This window comes from Balneatrix alpica DSM 16621, from assembly GCF_000619885.1.
Lineage (GTDB): Bacteria > Pseudomonadota > Gammaproteobacteria > Pseudomonadales > Balneatricaceae > Balneatrix > Balneatrix alpica.
Genome location: NZ_KK211040.1, coordinates 428,712 through 451,300 on the forward strand (window position 1 = coordinate 428,712; position 22,589 = coordinate 451,300).

The 22,589-nt window shown below is 54.9% G+C and carries 20 protein-coding genes; 5 read left to right on the forward strand and 15 right to left on the reverse strand.

Features of this window, described 5'->3' with window-relative positions; all coding sequences use genetic code 11:
• Positions 1 to 16 precede the first annotated feature (16 nt).
• Positions 17 to 1,612 carry an alkaline phosphatase gene (locus tag Q334_RS0114815; RefSeq protein WP_035461668.1) on the reverse strand — a complete coding sequence of 532 codons (1,596 nt, stop codon included), beginning with the start codon at positions 1,610 to 1,612 and terminating at the stop codon, positions 17 to 19.
• A gap of 817 nt (positions 1,613 to 2,429) precedes the next feature.
• Between Q334_RS0114815 and Q334_RS0114820 the strand changes: the two genes are divergently transcribed.
• Positions 2,430 to 4,028 (forward strand): isocitrate lyase, encoded by a 1,599-nt coding sequence (locus Q334_RS0114820; protein ID WP_027313898.1) that lies wholly within the window; start codon positions 2,430 to 2,432, stop codon positions 4,026 to 4,028.
• 275 nt (positions 4,029 to 4,303) lie between these two features.
• The gene (locus Q334_RS0114825) at positions 4,304 to 4,930 is read left to right on the forward strand and encodes a DUF1294 domain-containing protein (protein ID WP_027313899.1); all 627 of its coding nucleotides are present in this window, start codon (positions 4,304 to 4,306) and stop codon (positions 4,928 to 4,930) included.
• A gap of 78 nt (positions 4,931 to 5,008) precedes the next feature.
• On the opposite strand, the gene purU is transcribed toward Q334_RS0114825, so the two are convergent.
• On the reverse strand, positions 5,009 to 5,872 hold the full coding sequence (gene purU / locus Q334_RS0114830) for a formyltetrahydrofolate deformylase (protein WP_027313900.1): 864 nt from the start codon (positions 5,870 to 5,872) through the stop codon (positions 5,009 to 5,011).
• Between the two features lie 46 nt (positions 5,873 to 5,918).
• Complete coding sequence (locus Q334_RS0114835) at positions 5,919 to 7,292, reverse strand: L-serine ammonia-lyase (RefSeq protein WP_027313901.1); 1,374 nt, start codon at positions 7,290 to 7,292, stop codon at positions 5,919 to 5,921.
• 303 nt (positions 7,293 to 7,595) lie between these two features.
• Here Q334_RS0114835 and fdhA point away from each other — a divergent pair, with 303 nt between their 5' ends.
• Positions 7,596 to 8,795 carry a formaldehyde dehydrogenase, glutathione-independent gene (fdhA, locus tag Q334_RS0114840; protein WP_027313902.1) on the forward strand — a complete coding sequence of 400 codons (1,200 nt, stop codon included), beginning with the start codon at positions 7,596 to 7,598 and terminating at the stop codon, positions 8,793 to 8,795.
• 176 nt (positions 8,796 to 8,971) lie between these two features.
• Positions 8,972 to 9,358 carry a TfoX/Sxy family protein gene (locus tag Q334_RS0114845; RefSeq protein WP_027313903.1) on the forward strand — a complete coding sequence of 129 codons (387 nt, stop codon included), beginning with the start codon at positions 8,972 to 8,974 and terminating at the stop codon, positions 9,356 to 9,358.
• A 184-nt stretch (positions 9,359 to 9,542) separates the two neighbouring features.
• Here Q334_RS0114845 and Q334_RS0114850 read toward each other — a convergent pair whose 3' ends face one another.
• The 11 genes from Q334_RS0114850 to Q334_RS20140 form a co-directional block, all read right to left on the reverse strand.
• Entirely contained in the window at positions 9,543 to 9,845 is a 303-nt protein-coding gene (locus tag Q334_RS0114850) for a hypothetical protein (RefSeq protein ID WP_245593694.1), read from the reverse strand.
• A 9-nt stretch (positions 9,846 to 9,854) separates the two neighbouring features.
• Entirely contained in the window at positions 9,855 to 10,115 is a 261-nt protein-coding gene (locus tag Q334_RS0114855) for a DUF5062 family protein (RefSeq protein WP_027313905.1), read from the reverse strand.
• Positions 10,116 to 10,214: 99 nt separating this feature from the next.
• Positions 10,215 to 11,210: a GGDEF domain-containing protein gene (locus tag Q334_RS19350; protein WP_051527840.1), complete on the reverse strand. Its 996-nt coding sequence runs from the start codon at positions 11,208 to 11,210 to the stop codon at positions 10,215 to 10,217.
• A 60-nt stretch (positions 11,211 to 11,270) separates the two neighbouring features.
• Complete coding sequence (locus Q334_RS0114865) at positions 11,271 to 11,552, reverse strand: hypothetical protein (RefSeq protein WP_027313906.1); 282 nt, start codon at positions 11,550 to 11,552, stop codon at positions 11,271 to 11,273.
• Positions 11,549 to 12,181 carry a carbonate dehydratase gene (gene can, locus Q334_RS0114870; protein WP_027313907.1) on the reverse strand — a complete coding sequence of 211 codons (633 nt, stop codon included), beginning with the start codon at positions 12,179 to 12,181 and terminating at the stop codon, positions 11,549 to 11,551. Before can ends, Q334_RS0114865 begins: the two co-directional genes overlap by 4 nt.
• Before the next feature lie 19 nt (positions 12,182 to 12,200).
• Positions 12,201 to 13,028, reverse strand: coding sequence for a peptidylprolyl isomerase (locus tag Q334_RS0114875; protein ID WP_081414477.1), 828 nt, complete (start codon positions 13,026 to 13,028; stop codon positions 12,201 to 12,203).
• 173 nt (positions 13,029 to 13,201) lie between these two features.
• Complete coding sequence (gene narI / locus Q334_RS0114880; protein ID WP_027313909.1) at positions 13,202 to 13,879, reverse strand: respiratory nitrate reductase subunit gamma; 678 nt, start codon at positions 13,877 to 13,879, stop codon at positions 13,202 to 13,204.
• A gap of 19 nt (positions 13,880 to 13,898) precedes the next feature.
• Positions 13,899 to 14,633: a nitrate reductase molybdenum cofactor assembly chaperone gene (gene narJ, locus Q334_RS0114885; protein ID WP_027313910.1), complete on the reverse strand. Its 735-nt coding sequence runs from the start codon at positions 14,631 to 14,633 to the stop codon at positions 13,899 to 13,901.
• Positions 14,626 to 16,188 carry a nitrate reductase subunit beta gene (gene narH / locus Q334_RS0114890; RefSeq protein ID WP_027313911.1) on the reverse strand — a complete coding sequence of 521 codons (1,563 nt, stop codon included), beginning with the start codon at positions 16,186 to 16,188 and terminating at the stop codon, positions 14,626 to 14,628. The genes narJ and narH overlap by 8 nt, the downstream gene beginning before the upstream one ends.
• Entirely contained in the window at positions 16,185 to 19,940 is a 3,756-nt protein-coding gene (locus tag Q334_RS0114895) for a nitrate reductase subunit alpha (protein WP_027313912.1), read from the reverse strand. The genes narH and Q334_RS0114895 overlap by 4 nt, the downstream gene beginning before the upstream one ends.
• Before the next feature lie 343 nt (positions 19,941 to 20,283).
• On the reverse strand, positions 20,284 to 21,945 hold the full coding sequence (locus tag Q334_RS20140; RefSeq protein WP_051527841.1) for a diguanylate cyclase domain-containing protein: 1,662 nt from the start codon (positions 21,943 to 21,945) through the stop codon (positions 20,284 to 20,286).
• Positions 21,946 to 22,055: 110 nt separating this feature from the next.
• Here Q334_RS20140 and Q334_RS20450 point away from each other — a divergent pair, with 110 nt between their 5' ends.
• On the forward strand, positions 22,056 to 22,220 hold the full coding sequence (locus tag Q334_RS20450) for a hypothetical protein (RefSeq protein ID WP_155889007.1): 165 nt from the start codon (positions 22,056 to 22,058) through the stop codon (positions 22,218 to 22,220).
• 11 nt (positions 22,221 to 22,231) lie between these two features.
• On the opposite strand, the gene Q334_RS0114910 is transcribed toward Q334_RS20450, so the two are convergent.
• Positions 22,232 to 22,573, reverse strand: a complete 342-nt coding sequence (locus Q334_RS0114910; RefSeq protein WP_027313913.1) for a hypothetical protein — start codon at positions 22,571 to 22,573, stop codon at positions 22,232 to 22,234.
• Positions 22,574 to 22,589: the final 16 nt, after the last annotated feature.

Genomic DNA, 22,589 nt, shown 5'->3' on the forward strand with positions numbered 1-22,589 from the left:
GCTTGGCTGTGGCAGCTTAGTCTCCCAGGGCCTGCATCATCAAGGCCCCCACATCCCGGTGATGTACCATAGCGGACAGAGGCTCGGTCAAGTCAGCCGGTCCCCAGGCCACCACCTGCACCGGTGTATGGGTATGGGTGCCGGTGCCCCATACCACGTTCTGCTGCTCCGCCATCTGCCGACCAATCAGGTCAAGATGGATTTCGTCCGGATAAACGTAGAAGGCCTGGAAGTCATCAACCTTGGGAATCTCTTCCACATCCAGGTAGCCATGCCCTTCATGACGGTAGGGGTTAGGCGTCATCACCAATACTTTGGCAGCCTGTTCTTCCGTTACTTTGAACTCGCTAGCAGCATTGATGATCTCTGCCAGTTTAGCCGGGGTCTGCTCGCTCTGCTCCAAGGCACGGAAGCTATCCATCATGTCCTGGAAGCTTAACGACTGAGCATAGAGACGATCGAGAATGGCCAAGCCACCAAAGTTAAATGCCGGGGCAAAGTCCTGATTGGCAAAACCACTGCCAGGCAACTTGGAGGGAGCAGGAATATCAGCAGCAGAGTAGCTAAAGCCAAAGGAGCCGGTTTCATGGTCAGCCGTGACAATGATCAGGGTATCCTCGCGGCCTTGTGCCCAGGCATGCACCGCCCCTATCGCTTCGTCAAACTTCAGCATCTCATGCAGCATGGTGCCCGCATCGTTGTTATGCCCGGCCCAGTCAATTTGTCCGCCTTCCACCATCAGGAAAAAGCCGTCTTCATCTTTTTCCAGCAGGCTCAAAGCCTTCTCGGTCATTTCTTTTAAGGTGGGCTCGGTACGGGCGGCGTCCTCTTTGGCTTTAGTGTAACGAATACCGTCCATCATGCCGGAATAGGCAAACAGTCCTAGCACCTTGCCATCGCCCGTGGCGGCAAGCTGATTGCGGTTAAAGGCCAGTTGATAGCCCTGCTGCTGCGCTTCGGTGATCAGGTTACGCTCATCCTTACGCTTGGATTTCAGCTTCACACTGCCCTGGGTCAAGGCCTCTAACTGCTGATACACCTCGCCCTTGTCATTGGTAGACTTGGGAATAAAGTGTCGAATGCCCCCGGACAGCATCACATCGACCCCGGTATTGAGCATATCGACGGCAATTTCATTTTCCAGCGATCGGTGCGGTTGATGGGCGGCAAAGGAGGCGGGGGTGGCATGGGTCAGGCGGGTATCCGACACCAAGCCTGTGGCCTTACCCAAACGCTTGGCTTTCTCCAGCACGGTTTCCTGAGGGTTACCCTCCGCATCCAAACCTATCACTTCAGAAGGGGCCATTCTGCCTAAAGCCAGTTGGGTAGCAGAACAGGCGGAGTCCACCACCAGGGCATTATCGGGATAGGTCATTGATGAGCCCATTTTTCCCTGTGCGGCCAGCTTCGCCATAAAGGACTGGCGATCCTGGTAAATCTGCTGCTGAGGGGCAAGCTGAGCATAACTTTCCAACAGACCCACCTGCTGCGGGCCCATGCCATCACCAATCATCAGGATGACATTCTTTACCTGGGTGGCCGCGATGCTCATCTGACTCATCAGCAGCATGCCTGCTCCGGCAAGGGCCAGGGTTTTCCATTGTTTGCGCATTGGTTTCTTCCTCTAATTTATTATTGTTACGCGCTCTTCCACCCCGCAGAAGAAGAGTGATACCCGAGGCTTAACCAACCTGGGGTCATTCGCCCTTCACCCTGTACCACCGTCACATTTTTGACACAAACAGCATTAAGTTAACTGAACGTTCAACATAAAAAATCCTTATTCCACCATGCTAAAAACGTCAGCCATATGACTACTTCCCTCTCTTACACCCAGTTATCCGCTGCGGTTGGGCAAACTGTCGCTTTTGGCTAACCCTTTTCCTCCAGGCTTGAGTGGTTTGCTCCGCGTCCCGGGCCTTTGCCTGACCAGCGTAGGCAAGCTATCCCTACTCTTTAGACCTCCTCCCCCAATCTTTCGGTCTAAGCCCTTACTGCGAAAGTCGCAAAAGTTGTCGACAACACTTTTCTTGTAGTCAAACCAATTTAGATAATTTTGGAATATAAAAAATGATTTAATATTCCAAATAGTTTGTGTAAAAAATCATTTTTAGGCGCTCGACAAAAGTCGAAAAAACTCTGCAAATATTCACACACCCCTTTATTTACCTATTATCGCTGCAATGCAGCAATCATCTTATGGTGTAGTAAAACTACATTTCATAGCAGGTTAGCCTTGTAGTTCTAATACAAGCTTTGCTGCTACGCACAAAATCGTTTTGACACTCAAGCTGTCGACACTCCATGATGAATGCAACCCGAAGCCGATCATCCCGGCAACAGGACAAGGGCTCCACCCAGGCCAATCAGCCTAAGGCAGAAATAAGGTGGAACCCTGAACCAAATAGCGAACACTGTGAGGAACAGCCATGTCAGCTTACAAAAACGAGATCGATAACATTGCTACTGTACGTGCCGCCAACGGCAGCAGCTGGGAAGCGATCAATCCGGAATATGCTGCTCGCATGCGGATTCAGAACCGCTTCAAAACCGGTCTGGACATTGCCCGTTACACCGCCAAGATCATGCGTCAGGATATGGCCGAGTACGATGCCGACTCCTCCAAGTACACCCAATCTCTGGGCTGCTGGCATGGCTTTATCGGTCAGCAGAAGCTGATCGCGATCAAGAAACATTTTGGCACCACCAACAAGCGCTACCTGTACCTGTCTGGCTGGATGATTGCCGCCCTGCGCTCTCAGTTTGGGCCGCTGCCTGACCAGTCTATGCACGAGAAAACCTCTGTTCCCGCGCTGATCGAAGAGCTGTACACCTTCCTGCGTCAGGCAGATGCCCGTGAACTGGGTGGTCTGTTCCGTGAACTGGATGCCGCTCGCGAAGCCGGTGACAGTGCCCGTGAAGCTGCAGTACAGAGCAAGATTGATAACTTCGAAACCCACGTGGTACCCATCATTGCTGACATTGATGCGGGCTTCGGTAACGAAGAGGCCACCTACCTGCTGGCCAAGAAGATGATTGAAGCAGGCGCCTGCGCCATCCAGATCGAAAACCAGGTTTCCGATGAGAAGCAGTGCGGCCACCAGGACGGTAAAGTCACCGTTCCCCATGCTGATTTCCTGGCTAAGATCCGTGCTGTACGTTACGCCTTCCTGGAGCTGGGGGTAGAAGACGGCGTGATTGTTGCCCGTACCGACTCCCTGGGCGCCGGCCTGACCAAGCAGATCGCCGTCACTAACGAGCCAGGCGACCTGGGCGACCTGTACAACTCCTTCCTGGATGGGGATTACGTGCAGAGCGCCGACGACATCAATAACGGTGACGTGGTAGTAAAAGCCAACGGTAAACTGCTCAAGCCCAAGCGCCTGCCTTCTGGACTGTTCCAGTTCAAGCGTGGCTCCGGTGAAGACCGTGTGGTACTGGACTGCATCACCTCCCTGCAGAACGGCGCTGACCTGCTGTGGATCGAGACCGAGAAGCCTCACGTTGGCCAGATCAAGGGCATGGTAGACCGCATCCGTGAAGTGGTACCCAACGCCAAGCTGGTTTACAACAACAGCCCCTCTTTCAACTGGACGCTGAACTTCCGTCAGCAGGTGTTTGATGCCTGGAGTGCAGAAGGTAAGGATCTGTCTGCTTACGACCGCGCTAACCTGATGAGCGCTGAGTACGACGATAGCGAACTGTCTGTCGAAGCGGATCGTCGTATCCAGAGCTTCCAGCGTGATGCGGCCCGTGAAGCAGGCATCTTCCACCACCTGATCACCCTGCCGACTTACCACACCGCGGCCCTGTCTACCGACAACCTGGCCAAAGAGTACTTCGGTGAAGCCGGTATGCTGGGTTACGTCGCGGGTGTACAGCGTAAGGAAATCCGTCAGGGTATCGCCTGCGTCAGACACCAAAACATGGCCGGCTCCGATATGGGTGACGACCACAAAGAGTACTTCTCTGGTGATGCCGCGCTGAAAGCATCCGGCAAAGACAACACCATGAACCAGTTCGGCTAATAGCTCACCCTGCCCTGGGCCGTGCTGGTCACGCCTCAGAGCAGCCTAAGCTTACGGCTGATTTGCCTGGGCCGGGGTAGGAGGGCTCCTCCCCGCTCAGGCCCCCTTGAATCCATTCCCTGCATCGTTGCCGCCCCGGATCCTACCCCCTCAGGTAAGCCCCGGGGCTTTTTTTCTCTGCTCTTCCTCTGCCCTGATGCCGAGCAATCTGCCAAGCTAGGCGCGCTGATGACGGCAAAATCGCACTCCCCCTCTGCCCCTGACCAGGACAAACTATGCGTTATCAAGGCAAGCTGACCGATTGGAATGATGCCAAGGGCTTTGGCTTCGTCGAACCTAATGGCGGCGGTGCAAAAGCCTTGGTCCATATCAAAGCCTTCACCTCGCCCTCTCGCCGCCCCATCAATGGCGACCTGATCAGCTACTCTCTCCACCAACAGCAGGGTGGTCGCTACCAGGCTCAGCAGATTAGCCTGCTCAATGATCGCTCCAGACCTGAGCAAGCACGCCGACCCTCTCGCCGCCTGGGCTCGTTCTTTACCCTGATGTTTTGCCTAGGCTTGGCAGCGATGGCGCTGTTAGGCCGGCTGCCGCTGGAACTGCTTTATTTTTACGCTGGCATCAGTCTGCTCAGCGTTATCTTCTATGGTCTTGATAAATCTGCCGCCCGAGGTAACCGCTGGCGCACACCGGAAAGTCAGTTACATCTGCTGGCACTGGCAGGGGGCTGGCCCGGCGCTTTCTGGGCACAGAACCGCTTTCGGCATAAGACTAACAAGGGCAAGTTTATAGCGGTTTATTGGTTAACGGTGGCAGCCAATCTGGCAGGACTCTATTGGTTGTTAAGTGCAGGCCACCCCTGGTTAACGCGGGTATTGGCTACCTTAGATTCGCTACTTTAGACTCCCTACCCAGCGCCCTGTAAAAGCAAAACGCCCGACTACAAGCCGGGCGCACAAAGCATCACAGGAAGCGGCACCTTAGCGCGGGAACACCACCGTGCGATTACCATGCAAAAATACCCGCCGTTCAATATGAAAAGCCACCGCCTTCGCTAACGTCAGGCATTCAGTGTCCTGACCTTTGGCAACCAAGTCCTCGGGATAATGGGCATGGTCTACCGCCTGTACGCTTTGGGTGATGATCGGCCCCTCATCCAGGGCATTATTGACGTAATGCGCGGTAGCCCCCACCAGTTTCACCCCTTTTTCATAGGCTTGATGATAAGGCCGTGCCCCTTTAAAGCCGGGCAGTAACGAATGGTGGATATTGATGGCCCAGCCATCCAGGCGCTGACACATCACCGGCGATAGCACCTGCATGTAGCGTGCTAACACCACCAGCTCCGCCTCGGATTGCTGAATAACCTGCCAGATTTGCTCTTCCTGTTGCAGCTTAGTCTCCGCCGTAATCGGGAAGTGATAGTAAGGAATACCATGCCAGTCTGCTAAAGCCTGCAGATCAGGATGATTAGAAATGATCGCCGGTATTTCAATATTGAGCTGGCCGGTACGGTAGCGATACAGCAGGTCATTCAGACAGTGGTCATACTTAGAGACCAAAATCACCACCTTGGTTTTATGCCCCGGCGGGGTCAGGTCCCACTCCATCTCAAAGGTGGCGGCCCGTTCAGCGAAACCGGCGCGAAAGGCGGCCTCATCGAACCCCTGCTCCGGGCGAAACTCTGCCCGAATGAAAAAGCGACTGGCTAAACGATCATCAAAAGAGTGCAACTCGGTAATGTAATTGCCGCTGCTCTTTAAAAAGCCGGTGACCGCATCCACCGTGCCTAACTTGCTGTAGCAGTGGGCACGTAAAATCCAGGGGGCCTGTTTGGGCTGCATAGTCCTACTCCGCTCAGTTGAAGGGGCAGTGCACTGCCCCGCACCTTCAGCACTCGATGGCATTGACGGCCAGGCCACCGCGCGAGGTTTCTTTGTATTTGTCTTGCATGTCTTTGCCGGTTTCCATCATGGTTTTGATCGCTTTATCCAGCGAGATAAAGTGCTCACCGTCACCACGCAGAGCCAGTTGAGTGGCATTGATCGCCTTCATCGCCGCTATCGCATTGCGCTCAATGCAGGGCACCTGGACTAAGCCACCCACCGGATCGCAGGTTAACCCAAGGTTATGCTCAAGACCAATCTCGGCGGCATTTTCTACCTGTTCCGGAGTGCCGCCCATGACCTCGGTTAGACCCGCTGCGGCCATCGCACAGGCCGAACCCACTTCCCCTTGGCAACCTACTTCAGCACCGGAGATAGAAGCATTCTTTTTACACAGAATGCCAACCGCTGCGGCGGCTAGCAGGAAGTCCACCACATCTTCTTCCCGGGCCTCGGGCTTAAAATCCATGTAGTAATGCAGCACCGCCGGAATAATGCCCGCCGCCCCATTAGTCGGGGCTGTCACCATGCGGCCACCGGCGGCATTCTCTTCATTAACTGCCAAGGCATACAGATTGACCCAATCCATCGCATTCAAGGTCGAGCTAATCACATTGGCATGGCTGGCCTGGGTCAGGGAAGCATGCAGACGTGCCGCCCGCCGTTTCACATTCAAGCCACCAGGCAACACCCCTTGCTGCGACCAGCCCCGCTCGACACAGGCTTGCATTGCCTGCCAGATCCCAAGCAGTCCCTGACGGATTTCTGCCTCTGAGCGCCAAACCAACTCATTGGCCATCATCAGCTCAGAAACCCGTAACCCATGTTGACGGCACAACGCCAGCAACTGTTTGCCACTATTGAATTCATAGGGCAACGCGACCTCTTCCACCGCATTGGCCCCCAACTGAGCCTGGGCCTCATCCACCACGAAGCCACCACCGATGGAATAGTAGGTATTTTGATAAAGCAGTTCCTCACCTGCCCAGGCGGTTAAGCGCATGGCATTAGGGTGATAGGGCAGACTCTCCTCCAGCAACAGCAGATCCTGCTGCCAGTTAAAGGCGATACTGTGCCGATTGAGCAAAGCCAGTTTGCCCTCCGCCTTGATGGCGACGACCCGTGGGGCGATGCAATCCGGATCAATTTGATCAGGCCACTCCCCCATTAATCCCATCAGGGTAGCGGTATCCGTACCATGACCAATGCCAGTGGCGCTCAGGGAACCATAGAGGCGCACCTCCACCCGACTCACCTGCTCAACCCCCAAGCTGGCTAAACGCTCAGCAAATTCGGCGGCGGCACGCATCGGCCCCACTGTGTGTGAACTGGATGGCCCGATGCCGATTTTGAACAGATCAAAGACGCTGATGGCCATACTGGGCTACCTCCGTAAAGTGATGGAAGCATTATCAAAACAGCGCCGCCAAACCTCATGTCAGGCTACGACCTCAAACTAGTCAGAACCGAACCCTGCCGTAACTTATGTCTTAGCTGGATATGTACATGCCTCGTTCAGACATGTTGCTGGCGTTTTGAACACCTAGGATGCCTTGGGGCCTGCTGCTCTACCCCGCTCTTCGCTGCCCAAATCAGCAAGAAGGGCAGCAGGTTCCGGCCCTTTCTGGTCACCCCAGATAAAAACAACAACAGCTGATCAAGCCGATCAAAGGAGAAGCCTATGTGTTCCAACCACGGCAACCGCGGCGTCGTCTATCAAGGCCCTGGCAAAGTTGAAGTACAGAATATCCCCTACCCGGAACTGGCACTGGGTGGGCGCAAGTGCGACCACGGGGTCATCCTCAAAGTGGTTTCCACCAATATCTGCGGCAGTGACCAGCACATGGTGCGTGGCCGTACCACTGCCCCCGCTGGCCTAGTGTTAGGCCATGAGATTACCGGACTGGTGGTCGAGTGCGGTCGTGATGTTGAGTTTGTTAAGCCCGGCGATCTGGTCTCCGTGCCCTTTAACATCGCCTGTGGCCGTTGCCGCAACTGTAAAGAAGGCAAAACCGGTATCTGTTTGAACGTTAACCCCGCCCGCCCCGGTGCCGCTTATGGCTATGTTGATATGGGTGGCTGGGTAGGTGGGCAGGCCGAATATGTGATGGTGCCCTACGCCGATTTTAACCTGCTGAAATTCCCCGATAAGGATCAGGCGATGGAGAAAATCCGTGACCTGACCCTGCTATCTGACATCTTCCCCACTGGCTTCCATGGTTGTGTTACCGCTGGGGTGGGCCCTGGTTCCACCGTTTACATCGCCGGCGCTGGCCCAGTCGGCTTGGCCGCTGCCGTATCCGCTCAGCTGCTAGGGGCTGCCTGTGTGATCGTCGGTGACATGATTGATGATCGCCTGGCCCAGGCCCGCAGCTTTGGCTGTGAAACGATCGACTTGAAACAGGAAGGCGATATCGCCGATAAGGTTGAAGCCATTCTGGGCGTGCCCGAAGTGGATGCCTTCGTTGACTGCGTTGGCTTTGAAGCCCACGCCTGTGGCTGCCATCACCATGAAGAAAAGCCCGCTACCGTGCTCAACTCCGCCATGCAGTTGACCCGTGCCGGCGGCCAGATTGGTATTCCCGGTCTGTACGTCACCGAGGATCCCGGTGCCATCGATGAAGCCGCCAAGGTCGGTGCCCTGAGCATGCGTTTTGGTTTGGGTTGGGCCAAGTCCCACTCCTTCCATACTGGCCAGTGCCCTGTGATGAAGTACCATCGCCAGCTGATGCAATCCATCCTGTTTGACAAGGTACAGATCGCTAAGGCCGTCAACGTCCAGGTGATCAGCCTGGATCAGGCCCCTAATGGCTACGCCGAATTTGATGGCGGTGCCGCCACCAAGTATGTGATTGATCCGCACGGCATGGTTGCCGCTTAACCCAGCTTATGCCAGTCGATAGTCACCCCTGTGGCTATCGACGCTTTCCTTGTCTCTCAATGCTGGAAAATTGATCAGTCTCTTCTAGAATGCTCTAACCTCTGCTGGAAATTCATTTCCACAAGCAGCTTGCCAACAATAACAAGGGCCCTGCCCGAACCTGCATGGAGGTAATAGTGAGCGCGTTTAATGACTACCTACATGAAGTTTTTCAAAGCCTTGGCCCGATTCAGATTCGCCCGATGTTTGGCGGCTATGGCGTCTTCCATCAGGGGCTGATGTTTGCCCTGATTGCCGATGAAAACCTGTATTTGAAAACCAGCCCCGCCAGCCGAGGCTTATTTGAAGCCGAGGGGTTGCAACCCTTTGTCTATACCCTGGGGCGACGGCCAATCAAAATGGGTTACTTCCAGGCCCCCGCAACAATCTATGAAGACAGTGATGAAGCTCTCTACTGGGGGCGCTTAGCCTATCAAGCGGCACTGGAAAACACGCCCGCGAGAAGTAACGGGCGTCAGCGTAAAAATGAAGTCCAGTTAGAGCAGCTAGGTACTCGCACCTAGCGCAGTACCTTATGGCGGGTGAAGTACGCCATGCTCAACACTGTTACAGCCGGCTATTTAACCCTTTTATTAACGTCCCTTGCGGCTCTTGATTAACGTCCCTTGCGGCTCTTGATTAACGCCCCTTGCGGCTCTTGATTAACGCCCCTTGCGGCTCTTGATTAACGCCCCTTGCGGCTCTTGATTAACGTCCCTTACGGGACTCGCCAATATAAAAGCGGGCCTTTTTCGCCTGCTCATAGCAGCCGCCGAAGTTTTCCACGGTTTGCATGGTTTTCGCCACCGACAACAGTCCCGCTGCCTTGGTGTAGCTTACCGTGCCGGCGAAGCCTTCAGCCTTGGCTAAATCCAACTCCTGCCAGGCGGCATCCACTTGGGCAGCACAGGAGGCCCGGCTGGGTTTACCCTGCCCCGCACAGCCAAGCAAGCCTAATGACACCAGCAACAGCGCAACCGCCCCTACACCTTGCTTTATCTTCATGCTCATCATCCATCCTTACTGATTAAGCGGATGTCCTTGCGGCAATTGCCGTGACATCCATAACGCCAGTTTATGCTTCATATTGGGCAAGCTCTCCTGCCCCTTGGCCAGGGGCTGAATCAGCTTGTCATGCACCAGCAACCGGTAAACATACTCTATTTTGGCATTCGACGAATCGGTAGCCTCAAACTCCGCTACCGCACGCTTCTGCGCATACAGCATACCGACCCGTACGGCTTCTTTGGCTAATTCAGATTCATGCTTGAGTTTACTCATGCCAGGCTCCTTGTTCCCACTGCTGTAAACATAAGCAGCTTACTCCTGGTACGCCAGCGTTTAAGGTGTCTTTTGCCGGGAAAGGTAGGCCGTCAGAGGTTAAAACAGTTCAACCTGCATCTCCGGTCCCTCATCACTGAGTTGAGCGGTACGCACTAACTCAGCATAACTGACGACCTGATTGCGCCCTTGCTCTTTGGCGTAGTACAGGGCTTTATCGGCCTTTTCCAGAATCAGCGTGGGGTACAGCTGCTTGTCCAGCCGCATATAACCCACGCTAATGGTGATGGGCTTCAGCTTGGCTTTTACCCGTTCCGCCACCTTTAAACGTACGGTATTCAGCCGTTGATGCGCACGCTCCTCAGAGGGAGCATCAAACAGGATCACAAACTCCTCCCCGCCAAAACGGTAGATGCGGTCCTGCTCACGAAAACCCTGCCGTAAAGCATTGGCCAAACTAATCAGAATCTCATCGCCGTAGAGGTGACCATAGCTATCATTCACCTGCTTAAAGTGGTCAATATCGACGATAGCCAGCCAAATCGACAGCCTCCCTTCCGGCTGTGACTGTTGGCTTAATTGGCTGACTCTCTGCTCAAAGGCGCGGCGGTTATAGAGTCCGGTCAGCTTGTCTTTGTAGCTCTCATTCAGCAAAAACAGGTAGTTGCTGTAGATCCGCGTCATCCCATAGATCAGTTCATCATGGTCAACCAGGCTATTGTTCGACTCTAGCTCTAAGGCTCCCATCACCTTGGCATTCAGCAGAATGGGACACCAACTGAAATGATGGCCACTATCCTCAGTGTAGACATTACGTTGTTCATGCCAGCTCACCCTGGTACGACCAGGTGGGCTCACGCCATAAGCCTGCTCTAGCCACTGCACCGCAGTGCCCTCTTGGCTGGTATCAATGCGTAAATTGACCGCCAGTTCGGCCTCCTGCCACTGCTCATGAGCATTGAGCTTATATAAGCGCAGCGCTTGAATTGGCAACATTTCCGCCAAACTGGCCGCTAAGCTGTAGTCCAGCGAATCCAGATCTCGCTGCTCGGTCAACTCCACAATGGAGCCCAGAATCGATAAAGATGAAGACACGTCAACACCTTGAATTCAAAGGTTTAGCTGCCTATAGCGGCCATGACGAAAGAGCACAAGTCAAAGGCTGGTGAGCGCTGGCACCAGGCCATTTTTGGCCAGCACCCGATACACTTTTTGGCTGGTTTTCGCCAGCTTTTGCAGGTCACCCAGGGTTGGAGTCTCTCCCTGGGCTAAGCGCTGCTCCCATTCCAGTAACTCCAGATCGAGAAAATCCAGCAGTTTTTTCGAGCAGCCATGACAGACCCCGGTACAGAGTACGGATACCGGGGTGGCAAAGGGTACCGCCTGGCGCACCTGTGCAATCAATTGCTGCATCGCCAAGACGGTACGAGGCTTCATTTGGCCAGTGGGGGTAACTGATAGATGGCGGCGATTTGCTCCTGGCTGTTGATATCCACATGCAGATCACGGATGCGGCCATCTTCAATCGCATAGGTCCAGCCATGGATGGCCAGCTCCCGCCCTTGCTGCCAGGCACGCTGCACCACCTTGGTCTGGCTTACATGCTGTACCTGGCGGATCACGTTCAGCTCACAGAGGCGGTCAAAGCGGGCTGGCTCATCCAGCTGCTGTAGCTCCTCTACATTTAGCTGATAGGTGTCCTTGATATGACGCAGCCAGTTGTCGATAAAACCATAGTCACCATTTTCCATCGCAGCCTTTACTCCGCCACAACCATAGTGCCCACAGACAATAATGTGCTTAACCTTGAGGTATTCCACCGCGTAATACAGCACTGACAAACAATTCAGATCGGTGTGAATCACCTGGTTGGCAATATTACGGTGGACAAAAATTTCCCCCGGTAACAGGCCAACAATTTCATTGGCGGGCACCCGTGAGTCCGAGCAACCGATCCACAGGTAATCCGGCGTTTGTTGCGCAGATAAGACCTTAAAAAAGCCCGGGCGCTCCTGTTCCATCCGTTGCGCCCAGGCTTCATTGTTGCGTAATAAGTTGCTTAGCATGACAGGCCCCAGTAAGTAGTTACTGGATCAGCATAGAGTCCGCCGCCTCAAAATCAATGCCTTCAATCTCCGCCTGTCCGGCGAGTACACGAATGTACTGGCCAATCGCCGTACGGAATACCCGCTCATTTAAGTACTGACGAATCTTGTCCTGTACCTGCTCGTAAGGCAGGGATTGGCCCTCTTCACGGTAATCGATACGCACCACATGGAAGCCATAGCGGCTTTCAATCGGCCGTGCCGCCAAACCCAGTGGCAGACTAAACAGGGGGCGCTCAAACTCTGGTACAGTCTGGCCTTTACTGAGCTGGCCCAGGCTGCCATCCATCTCTTTGGAAGGACAGGCAGAATGCTGCTTGGCTAGGCGGGCAAAGCTATCCGGCTGCTGTTGCAACTGGGCAATTAACGCCTCCGCCTCGGCCTGGGCACGGACTCTGGCCTGGGCATCATCCGGATGTGCGGCGAGCAGGATATGACTGGCGGCTAGAATAACCGGGGTTTTAAAACGCTCAGGATTACTGGCGAAATACTGTTTGCAGTCTTCCTCGCTGGCTTCAGGGCGCTGCACCTGCTCAGCTAATAGGGAGCGAATCGCCGCTTCCTCATCGCTTTCGCCCTCTAACGGGCTGATGGCCAAACCAAGCTTATGGGCTTCGTCCACCAGTAACTGACGCACCACCAGCGCCTGGGCCGCTTGTTGCCAAGCCTGCTCAAGGGTATCGGCGGGATGGTATTGCATCTCGGCAGCGATGGCCTCGCTGTCCAGTTCCACACCATTCACTTTTACCGCGGGCATCGCCACCGCATCCAGTTGCTGGGAAATATTGATCGCTTCAATAGGTTGCATAATCGGGCTCCTGAGTCTGCATCCTGTTTCTTCACCTTGGCAAAGCACCCTGCCTACTGACAAGATGCTTTAACAAAGCCTGGATTCTTGAAGAGGTCAGAGATGGCTGGGGCCCTCTATGGTGGCCGCTAGCTATCACAGCGCCCACCACCCCAACCATGTCTGATTCTGTTTTAACCCCGTGCCCGAACGATCTGATAAGAGCGAGCCAAGTACTTCACCGGCACACTCCAGACGTGGACCAAACGGGTGAAGGGGAAGATCAAAAACAGGGTCAAGCCAAGCAGAATGTGAATCTTGTAGAGCACATTCACATCGGCGATATGAGCCGCCGCGCCGCCCTGGAAGGTCACAATCGCCTGAGCCCAGGCCGCCAGTTGCAGCATCACGCTACCGTCCATGTGGCCGAGTGAAGGCAGAATGGTCAGCAGCCCCAGGGTGACCTGAGCCAGCAACAACGCAATCACCAATAGATCATTGCGGCTACCGGTATTACGTACCCGCGGATCAGTCAGGCGGCGCTTGAACAGGCTAAAGGCACCGATCCAGCACATCACCCCGGCAATACCACCGAAGGTAATCGCCAGTTTTTGTTTAGCCGCACTGGTTAGAAAGACTTCATAGACCGCATGGGGAGTCAGCAACCCCACCAAATGGCCGAAGAAAATCATCAGAATGCCCACATGGAACAGGTTACTGGCACGGCGCATGCCGGCACTGCGCAGCATCTGGCTGGAACCTGCCCGCCAGGTAAACTGCTCGCGGTCATAACGCACCCAGCTACCGATCAGAAACACAGCTCCGGCCACGTAGGGGTAGAGCCCAAAGAGTAGTTCGTTCAGGTAAGACATCATCATCACTCCCAGGCTCTTATGAGCCGACTTGCCCCAGGTTGGAAGATGCAGCGGCATCCAGGATCTTCACCGGCATCACCCCCTCCACTTCAGCACGACGCTGACGAATGGCTGAATTGCTACCGCAGTCCTGGGCGCTGCCCTGACCAAAGCGGATCATCTCTTCTTCCCAGATCTTATCCAGTGCTTCGGGGGTATCATCCCGCTCTTCCTGACTAACGGTTTGCGCCAGTTCAGGTTGATTGACCTGCACCTGTGCCAGCTCCAGCAATGCCTCGGTAACGGCAGCATAGTGGCTGTCGCGTTGCTTTAAGCGTTCACCGAGCAGCGCCAGGATGTGGCTGACATCCCCCAACCACTGGCGCACTTCAGCAATGGAGCGGCTAGACAAGTACTCCAGAAACAGCGGTAAATAATCCGGCAGTTCCTTGGCATCGATATAGAACCCCTGCTCCTGATAGATATTCATCAGGTCAACCATCGCCTGGCCACGGTCACGGCTTTCGCCGTGCACGTGTTCAAACAGCAACAGGGAGCAGGAGCGGCCCCGATCGAACAGATTGGTGTAATCCTCCTGCGCATCAAGCAAATCCTGTGCACAGATTTGATCCACCAGCTCAATCAAGGCGGCTTTGCTGTCCTCCGTCAGGACAGAATCCTGACGGAAGCAGTCAATCAGCTCACGACGGCTGGCCACCAGGCCAGCGTCGGGGTAGTCCAGCAGACAGGACAGGGCTTTCAGACTAAGCATCGTTCAGCTCCTTGGGATTCACTTCCTTCACCATGCCGAGCTTCTGCACCATGGTGACGGTTTGTTTACGGTGAGCGAACAGGTTGGTATGGCTCTCGCCACCACCACAACCATTGCCAAAGCTGAAGCCACAGCCGCCACGCTCAGGGAAGGCCTCTTTGGCCAGCTCACGGTGACTGGTGGGGATCACATAGCGATCCTCGTAGTTGGCAATCGCCAGGTAACGGTACATTTCCTGTACCTGCGCCTCAGTCAGACCAACGGCGTCCAGCACCTCGGTGTTTTTCACTCCCTCGACCTGCTCGTAGCGCTTGAAGGCACGCATCGCCAGCATCCGCTTCAGAGCACGCAGTACCGGCTTTTCATCACCGGCGGTGAGCAGGTTAGCCAGGTACTTGACCGGAATCCGCAGGGAATCCACATCCGGGATAATGCCGTTCAGTTGCACTTTTCCTGCATCCGCTGCTGACTGGATCGGGCTCAGAGGTGGCACGTACCACACCATGGGCAGGGTGCGATATTCCGGGTGCAGTGGCAGGGCCAGTTTCCAGTCCATCGCCAGCTTGTACACCGGCGAGCGCTGGGCAGCGTCGATCACCGAGTCGGGTACGCCGTCTTTACGTGCCTGGGCAATCACCTTGGGATCAAAGGGATCCAGGAAGATTTCCAGTTGCTTCTCATACAGGTCCTGCTCGGAGCCTGCGGAGGCCACTTCGGCAATCTTGTCGGCGTCATACAGCAACACGCCCAGGTAACGGATACGGCCTACACAGGTCTCGGAACAGACGGTGGGCATACCGGATTCGATACGGGGATAACAGAAGATGCACTTCTCGGATTTACCGGTTTTCCAGTTGTAGTAAATCTTCTTGTAAGGGCAGCCACTGATACACATCCGCCAGCCACGGCACTTGTCCTGATCGATCAGGACGATACCGTCCTCTTCCCGCTTGTAGATCGCACCGCTGGGGCAGGATGCCGCACAGGCGGGGTTCAGGCAGTGCTCGCACAGACGCGGCAAGTACATCATGAAGGTATTTTCGAACTGGCCGTAAATGTCCTTCTGTACATTGTCGAAGTTCTTGTCCTTGGAGCGCTTGGCAAACTCGGTACCAAGAATTTCTTCCCAGTTGGGGCCCCACTCGATCTTCTTCATCCGCTCACCGGAGATCAGTGAGCGCGGACGAGCGACCGGCTGGTGCTTGCCTTCCGGAGCGTTGTGCAGGTGCTGGTAGTCGAAATCAAAGGGCTCGTAGTAGTCATCGATTTCCGGTAGATCAGGGTTGGCGAAAATATTCGCCAGCACCCGCCACTTGCCACCGATACGCGGTTCGATGCTGCCATCAGCCTTGCGAATCCAGCCGCCCTTCCATTTGTCCTGGTTTTCCCACTCTTTCGGGTAGCCGATACCAGGCTTGGTCTCGACGTTGTTAAACCAGGCGTACTCCATCCCTTCACGGGTAGTCCAGACGTTCTTACAGGTCACGGAACAGGTATGGCAGCCGATACACTTGTCCAGATTCAGCACCATGCCTACTTGGGAACGGATTTTCATTTGGCGGCCTCCTGAACGTAATCGTTGCCTTCGCCATCAAGCCAGTTGATGCTCTTCATCTTGCGTACCACGACGAACTCATCACGGTTAGAGCCCACGGTGCCGTAGTAGTTAAAGCCGTAAGACTGCTGGGCATAGCCACCGATCATATGGGTCGGTTTCGGGCATACCCGGGTCACGGAGTTGTGGATACCACCACGGGTGCCGGTGATTTCAGAGCCGGGCACGTTGATGATGCGCTCCTGAGCGTGATACATCAGGGTCATGCCCTCGTTCACCCGCTGACTCACCACCGCACGGGCAGCAATGGCACCGTTGACGTTGAAGATTTCCACCCAGTCGTTATCTTCCACACCGATCTTCTTGGCATCGATTTCCGACAACCAGATGATCGGGCCACCACGGGACAGAGTCTGCATCAGCAGGTTGTCGGTATAGGTGGAGTGGATACCCCACTTCTGGTGCGGAGTGATCCAGTTCAGCGCGATCTCAGGATTACCGTTGGTACGCTGATCCTTCATCGGCGCGATGGTCTTGGTGTTAATCGGCGGACGGTAGGACAGCAGCGCCTCACCGAAGTCTCGCATCCAGGGGTGATCCTGATAGAACTGCTGACGGCCTGTCAGGGTACGCCAGGGAATAAACTCATGGACGTTGGTGTAACCGGCGTTGTAAGACACATGCTCATCTTCGAGACCTGACCAGGTCGGTGAGGAAATGATCTTACGTGGCTGCGCCTGCACATCGCGGAAGCGGATTTTCTCTTCTTCCTTCGGCTTGGCCAGGTGGGTGTGGTCACGCCCAGTTGCCTTACCCAGGGCTTCCCACGCCTTGACTGCTACCTGACCATTGGTTTCTGGTGCCAGGGAGAGAATCACCTCGGCAGCATCAATGGCAGTTTCAATCTTCGGCTGACCGGCCGCAGGGCCTTCGGCCTTGGTGTAGTTAAGCTCACGCAGGAAGTCGACTTCCTTCTGGGTATTCCAGGTGATGCCCTTACCACCGTTGCCGAGTTTTTCCAGCAAGGGACCGACGGAGGTGAAACGCTCATAGGTTGCAGGATAATCCCGCTCCACCACCAGCATTGCCGGAGCGGTTTTACCCGGAATCAGCTCACACTCGCCTTTTTTCCAGTCCTGTACTTCCAGCGGCTGCGCCAGCTCTGCCGGGGTATCGTGCAACAGCGGCAGGGTCACCAGGTCTTTCTCTTTACCGAGGTGGCCTTGGCACACCTGGGAGAAAGCCTTGGCAATGCCCTTGTAGATATCCCAGTCAGAACGCGCTTCCCAAGCGGGGTCGGTTGCCGCCGACAGCGGATGAATAAAGGGGTGCATGTCGGAGGTGTTCAGGTCGTCCTTTTCATACCAGGTGGCAGTGGGCAACACGATGTCGGAATACAGGCAGGTGGTGGACATGCGGAAGTCCAGGGTCACCAGCAGGTCCAACTTGCCCTCGGGGGCATCGTCATGCCAGACCACTTCTTCAGGCTTGGCGCCGCCTTCCACACCCAGGTCTTTACCCTGCACACCATGCTTGGTGCCAAGCAGATACTTGAGCATGTACTCGTGGCCCTTACCGGAGGAGCCGAGCAGGTTGGAGCGCCAGATAAACATGTTGCGCGGGAAGTTGGCGGGGTTATCCGGATCTTCCGCGGCAAAGGCCAGCTGGCCAGCCTTCAGTTGTTGCACGGCGTAGTCTTTCGGGTCCATGCCGGCTTTTTCCGCCGCCACACAGAGGGCCAACGGATTCATGTTGAGCTGAGGCGCAGAAGGCAACCAGCCCATCCGCTCGGAGCGCACGTTAAAGTCGATCAAGGAACCGCTGTATTTGGACTTGTCCGCCATCGGCGAGAGGATTTCGTCCACACCCAGTTTTTCATAGCGCCACTGGCTGGAGTGGTTGTAGAAGAAGCTGGTGGAGTTCATATGACGGGGTGGACGCTGCCAATCCAAACCGAAGGCCAGCGGCAACCAGCCACACTGGGGACGCAGTTTTTCCTGACCAACGTAGTGAGCCCAACCACCGCCGGTCTGGCCGATACAGCCACACATCACCAGCATCTGGATCAGACCACGGTAGTTCATGTCCATGTGGTACCAGTGGTTCATCGCCGCACCGACGATGATCATCGAACGCCCTTTAGTCTTGTCGGCGTTGTCAGCAAACTCACGGGCTACCTGAATCACCAGATCGCGCTTAACCCCGGTAATCGGCTCCTGCCAGGCTGGAGTGTAGGGGGCGTTGTCATCAAAGCTGGTAGCGACAAAGTCACCACCCAGGCCACGGTCAATACCGTACTGGGCCAGTACCAGGTCATAGACGGTGACCAGCAAGCCATCTTTACCGTCAGCCAGTTTGACCTTTTTCGCCGGCAGGTTGTGGTGAATCACATCGTTGAAGGGGTTATTGGGGAAGTGCTCGTTCTCCACCCCGCCAAAATAGGGGAAGCCGACTTTGACCACTTCATCATGGGCATCGAGCAAGCTCAGGCGCAGATGGGTCTCTTCACCTTTGCTGCCTTCACGCTCTTCGATGTTCCACTTACCCTGCTCACCCCAACGGAAACCAATGGCGCCGTTCGGTACCACCATGGAATCGGACTTTTCATCAAAGGCCAGGGTTTTCCACTCGGGGTTGTTGTCATGGCCGAGGTTGTTGGCGAAGTCGGAGGCACGGGCAAAACGACCGGCGGCATAGCTGCCGTTGTCACGCGCTTCCAACAGCACCAGGTTGGGCATGTCGGTGTATTTACGGCAGTAATCAACGAAGTAGGCGCTGGGTTTATCGACATGGAACTCTTTCAGAATCACATGGCCCATCGCCATTGCCAGGGCGGCATCAGTACCCTGCTTGGGGTGCATCCAGATATCGCACAGCTTGGAGACTTCGGCATAGTCCGGGGTAATCCCCACGGTCTTGGTGCCCTTGTAACGGACTTCGGTGAAGAAGTGGGCATCGGGGGTACGGGTCTGGGGCACGTTGGAACCCCAGGCGATGATGTAGTTGGAGTTGTACCAATCAGCGGATTCAGGCACATCGGTCTGCTCGCCCCAAATCATCGGTGAGGCAGGAGGCAAGTCGCAGTACCAATCGTAGAAGCTCATGCACACGCCACCGATCATCGACAGGTAACGTGACCCGGCTGCGTAGGACACCATCGACATCGCCGGAATCGGCGAGAAGCCAATCACCCGGTCAGGGCCATACTTTTTGATGGTGTAGACGTTAGCAGCGGCAATCAGCTCGTTCACTTCATCCCAGGAGGAACGGACAAAACCGCCCATACCGCGGGCGGACTTGTATTCTTTCGCTTTGATCGGGTTCTCAACAATGCTGGTCCAGGCCTCGACCGGGTCCTTGTGGTTTTGTCGTACCGCACGCCAGATCTGCATCAGGCGCTTACGCATCAGCGGGTACTTGAGGCGGTTGGCACTGTAGATGTACCAGGAGTAGCTGGCCCCACGCTGACAACCACGGGGTTCATGGTTAGGCAGGTCAGGACGGGTACGGGGATAATCGGTTTGCTGGGTTTCCCAGGTCACCAGACCATTTTTGACATAGATTTTCCAGCTGCAGGAGCCGGTGCAGTTGACCCCGTGGGTAGAACGGACGATCTTATCGTGCTGCCAACGCTGGCGATAGGAATCTTCCCAAGCGCGACTCTCGTCAGTCTTGGTACCATGGCCATCGGCAAAACTTTCTTCGTTTTGGCGTCTTTTGAAGTACTTCAATCGGTCGAGTAAGTGACTCATCGTCTTCTCTCCTGAAACCTCACATCCCGGGACGGAAGTTCCCAGCTAATCAAGGCACCCTTATCTGCGAAGGGTTGGTGTGGGAGGGAAGATCCCGCCCGTCAGCTGCATGGGGAACTGCCATGCGTCTGAGAGCAAGGTAAGGAAGACGGGGCTTGCGAATATTGACGCAAATCAACCAGCCTCTGGCCCCTTGGTGCGGGCAGTTGATGTTCTACCCCCTTGGGAGTACATCAACATCAGCATCTAACTATCTGTTTTTAAACAAAAAAATAGCAAGCCATCGACTCATTAGCCGATGACCTTCAAGGTAAGAATCTTTATGGGTAAAGTCAGGCAGGGGTTACTCAAGGAGCGCAAAAATACGATTACGCCCCTGGGCCTTGGCCTCATAAAGGGCGTTATCCGCTTCCTTAAGCAAGGTATCGGAGGTGGATTCCATATCGGGCACCCTGGCACTAATGCCGATAGACAGGGTGACGTGGCTGTTAGCGGGTGAGTCTGGATGCGGTAACCCAAGTTCCGCCAACTGAGCACGGACGCGCTCTGCCGTCACCCTTGCCCTGGCCAGATCGACCCCAGGTAAGAGCAAGGCAAACTCTTCTCCCCCCACCCTTGCCGCCACCTCACCAGAGCGTTGTGCCTGGCACGATAACAACGTGGCAATATGCTTGAGCACTTCATCACCCGCGGGATGGCCCAGCGCATCGTTGTAACGCTTAAAGTAATCGACATCCATCATAATCAGCGCAACCGGGGTCTGCTCACGCTTAGCCCTATTCCACTCCTGTGCCAGTTGAGTATCAAAACTGATGCGGTTATGCAGCTGAGTCAGCCCATCCCGACGGGATAAACGCAGCAGCTCTTCGTTGGCATGTAGCAATTTCTGCCCCATCTCCTGCATTTGCTGCTCTTGCACATTCACCCGTCGTTGCAATTGGCGCTGAGCCGTCACCAGGTTATCCGCCATTCGATTCATCGCCGCAGCAAGTGTGCCCAGCTCATCCCGACTGGACATAGCAATGCGCCGCTCCATATCCCCCGAAGCAATCAGGGTGGCAACCTGGGTCATATCGACAATAGGCTTGGTTAAAGTGGTCGAGAGTAAAAAGGTAATCAAAAGGGCTAAACACAGCGCACCGAGAAATAGCAAAGCAAGGGTTTGCGTGAGTTCTGTCAGGGGCTGAAAGGTCACGGCCTTATCCGCTTTGACTATCAAGCCCAGGGGGTAATGAGCCAATCGCCCCACCATCCCCAATACAGGGACTTCACGATAGTCATTGCCATCCACCACCATCAGCTGTCCAGCAGTTTTGAGTTGAAAAGGATTAAATTTAAGGGAGGGGGTCTCGCTAATCAGATCGTTAGAGGAGGCTAAAAATTGCGTTTGGTTAGGATCGCCCTCCTGCACGATGATGACTTCCACTCCTCCGCGACTGGCAATTCCCCTCAAGCTGTCGGTGATCAGGTCAGTATCAAAAGCGCTGCCAACATAACCAATAAGCTGCTCCTGTTGGTAGAGCGGACGAAAATAGAGCATGTAATCGTCCAGCTGCTGGCTCCACAACCATTGTCCACGGCGCGAGTCAGCCTCTAGAGTTAGCGCAGGCTTAAACAAACTTTGGCGGTCACCGGTCACCCACTGCCCATTCACATCGTACAGTGCTACCCCCTGTATCCAACTGCTTGCTTGCTTAGCATCGGCCAAAATCACCCGTAAACGCTGTAACGTAGCTTCGCTCTGGCGATCCTGCGTCGCTAATAATTGTCGTAGTTGTGTCCGGCTGGCGATTTGTCCTACGACCGTTTCAGCGGCCTCCAAGCGAGCCCCCAAACGTTCTGACATATTCTGATGCAGCATCGATAACTGCTCTTTGATGGAGGTTTCTAGCAGTTGATACGCCTTTTGATAGAACAAGCCACTGGCCACCAGAAGGATGATTAACACCACTCCCAAAAACGCTACCAACAGCTTTTCGCGGATACCAAACCAAGAAAGGGACATCGCAAACCTCTCAGAGCAGCGCAAAGATAACTCAATATTTAGACGTCAAACTGGTTATTTTCTACCCCTAAAGTATTATTGGTTTCCCCACGCCAATACGAAGAACAACAATGTATCCCCTGGTGATTAGTCTGCATGTGGTAACCATGCTGGTGGCCTTGGCTTATGTAGCCTACTGGCTGCCTGGTTTGAAAGGCTTATCCTGGCCAGGTAAGGCACTGTTAGTTTCCTCCCTCACCAGTGGATATGCGCTACTGCTGTGGTGGTGGAGTTAGCTCCCCCCCTGCTACAGCCCACTCACATAGAAGGCCATGCCAAGTGCGGTGGCAAGCAACCCCCAGGTACTGAGGTGCCACTGATCATCTCGGCGACGCTTGCGTTTGGCATTAATTAAGATGGCGGCAAAGGTACAGAATCCGATAGCAGCAGAAAGCGGCAAGATCCACATGACCCAGGCTAGCCACTCGCTACGTAGTTCGATCTGGTAGAAGCGAGTCAAGATGCTCGCCTGCTCAGGCTGGGTCATATGCAGCACCGATAAACTGGCGATAAACAACACCCAGGCCAGCAGGTTAAGAATAAGCATCATTTTCAGCCAGATATCCGGCCCTTTACGACGCTCTTGCATGGCATGCTCCACTCCT

What these genes read in the sequence shown, in the direction of transcription:
- Q334_RS0114815 (WP_035461668.1), bottom strand. Translation starts at nt 1,612, where the DNA reads ATGCGCAAACAATGGAAAACCCTGGCCCTTGCCGGAGCAGGCATGCTG.
- Q334_RS0114820 (WP_027313898.1), top strand. Translation starts at nt 2,430, where the DNA reads ATGTCAGCTTACAAAAACGAGATCGATAACATTGCTACTGTACGTGCC.
- Q334_RS0114825 (WP_027313899.1), top strand. Translation starts at nt 4,304, where the DNA reads ATGCGTTATCAAGGCAAGCTGACCGATTGGAATGATGCCAAGGGCTTT.
- purU (WP_027313900.1), bottom strand. Translation starts at nt 5,872, where the DNA reads ATGCAGCCCAAACAGGCCCCCTGGATTTTACGTGCCCACTGCTACAGC.
- Q334_RS0114835 (WP_027313901.1), bottom strand. Translation starts at nt 7,292, where the DNA reads ATGGCCATCAGCGTCTTTGATCTGTTCAAAATCGGCATCGGGCCATCC.
- fdhA (WP_027313902.1), top strand. Translation starts at nt 7,596, where the DNA reads ATGTGTTCCAACCACGGCAACCGCGGCGTCGTCTATCAAGGCCCTGGC.
- Q334_RS0114850 (WP_245593694.1), bottom strand. Translation starts at nt 9,845, where the DNA reads ATGAGCATGAAGATAAAGCAAGGTGTAGGGGCGGTTGCGCTGTTGCTG.
- Q334_RS0114855 (WP_027313905.1), bottom strand. Translation starts at nt 10,115, where the DNA reads ATGAGTAAACTCAAGCATGAATCTGAATTAGCCAAAGAAGCCGTACGG.
- Q334_RS0114865 (WP_027313906.1), bottom strand. Translation starts at nt 11,552, where the DNA reads ATGAAGCCTCGTACCGTCTTGGCGATGCAGCAATTGATTGCACAGGTG.
- can (WP_027313907.1), bottom strand. Translation starts at nt 12,181, where the DNA reads ATGCTAAGCAACTTATTACGCAACAATGAAGCCTGGGCGCAACGGATG.
- Q334_RS0114875 (WP_081414477.1), bottom strand. Translation starts at nt 13,028, where the DNA reads ATGCAACCTATTGAAGCGATCAATATTTCCCAGCAACTGGATGCGGTG.
- narI (WP_027313909.1), bottom strand. Translation starts at nt 13,879, where the DNA reads ATGTCTTACCTGAACGAACTACTCTTTGGGCTCTACCCCTACGTGGCC.
- narJ (WP_027313910.1), bottom strand. Translation starts at nt 14,633, where the DNA reads ATGCTTAGTCTGAAAGCCCTGTCCTGTCTGCTGGACTACCCCGACGCT.
- narH (WP_027313911.1), bottom strand. Translation starts at nt 16,188, where the DNA reads ATGAAAATCCGTTCCCAAGTAGGCATGGTGCTGAATCTGGACAAGTGT.
- Q334_RS0114895 (WP_027313912.1), bottom strand. Translation starts at nt 19,940, where the DNA reads ATGAGTCACTTACTCGACCGATTGAAGTACTTCAAAAGACGCCAAAAC.
- Q334_RS20140 (WP_051527841.1), bottom strand. Translation starts at nt 21,945, where the DNA reads ATGTCCCTTTCTTGGTTTGGTATCCGCGAAAAGCTGTTGGTAGCGTTT.
- Q334_RS20450 (WP_155889007.1), top strand. Translation starts at nt 22,056, where the DNA reads ATGTATCCCCTGGTGATTAGTCTGCATGTGGTAACCATGCTGGTGGCC.
- Q334_RS0114910 (WP_027313913.1), bottom strand. Translation starts at nt 22,573, where the DNA reads ATGCAAGAGCGTCGTAAAGGGCCGGATATCTGGCTGAAAATGATGCTT.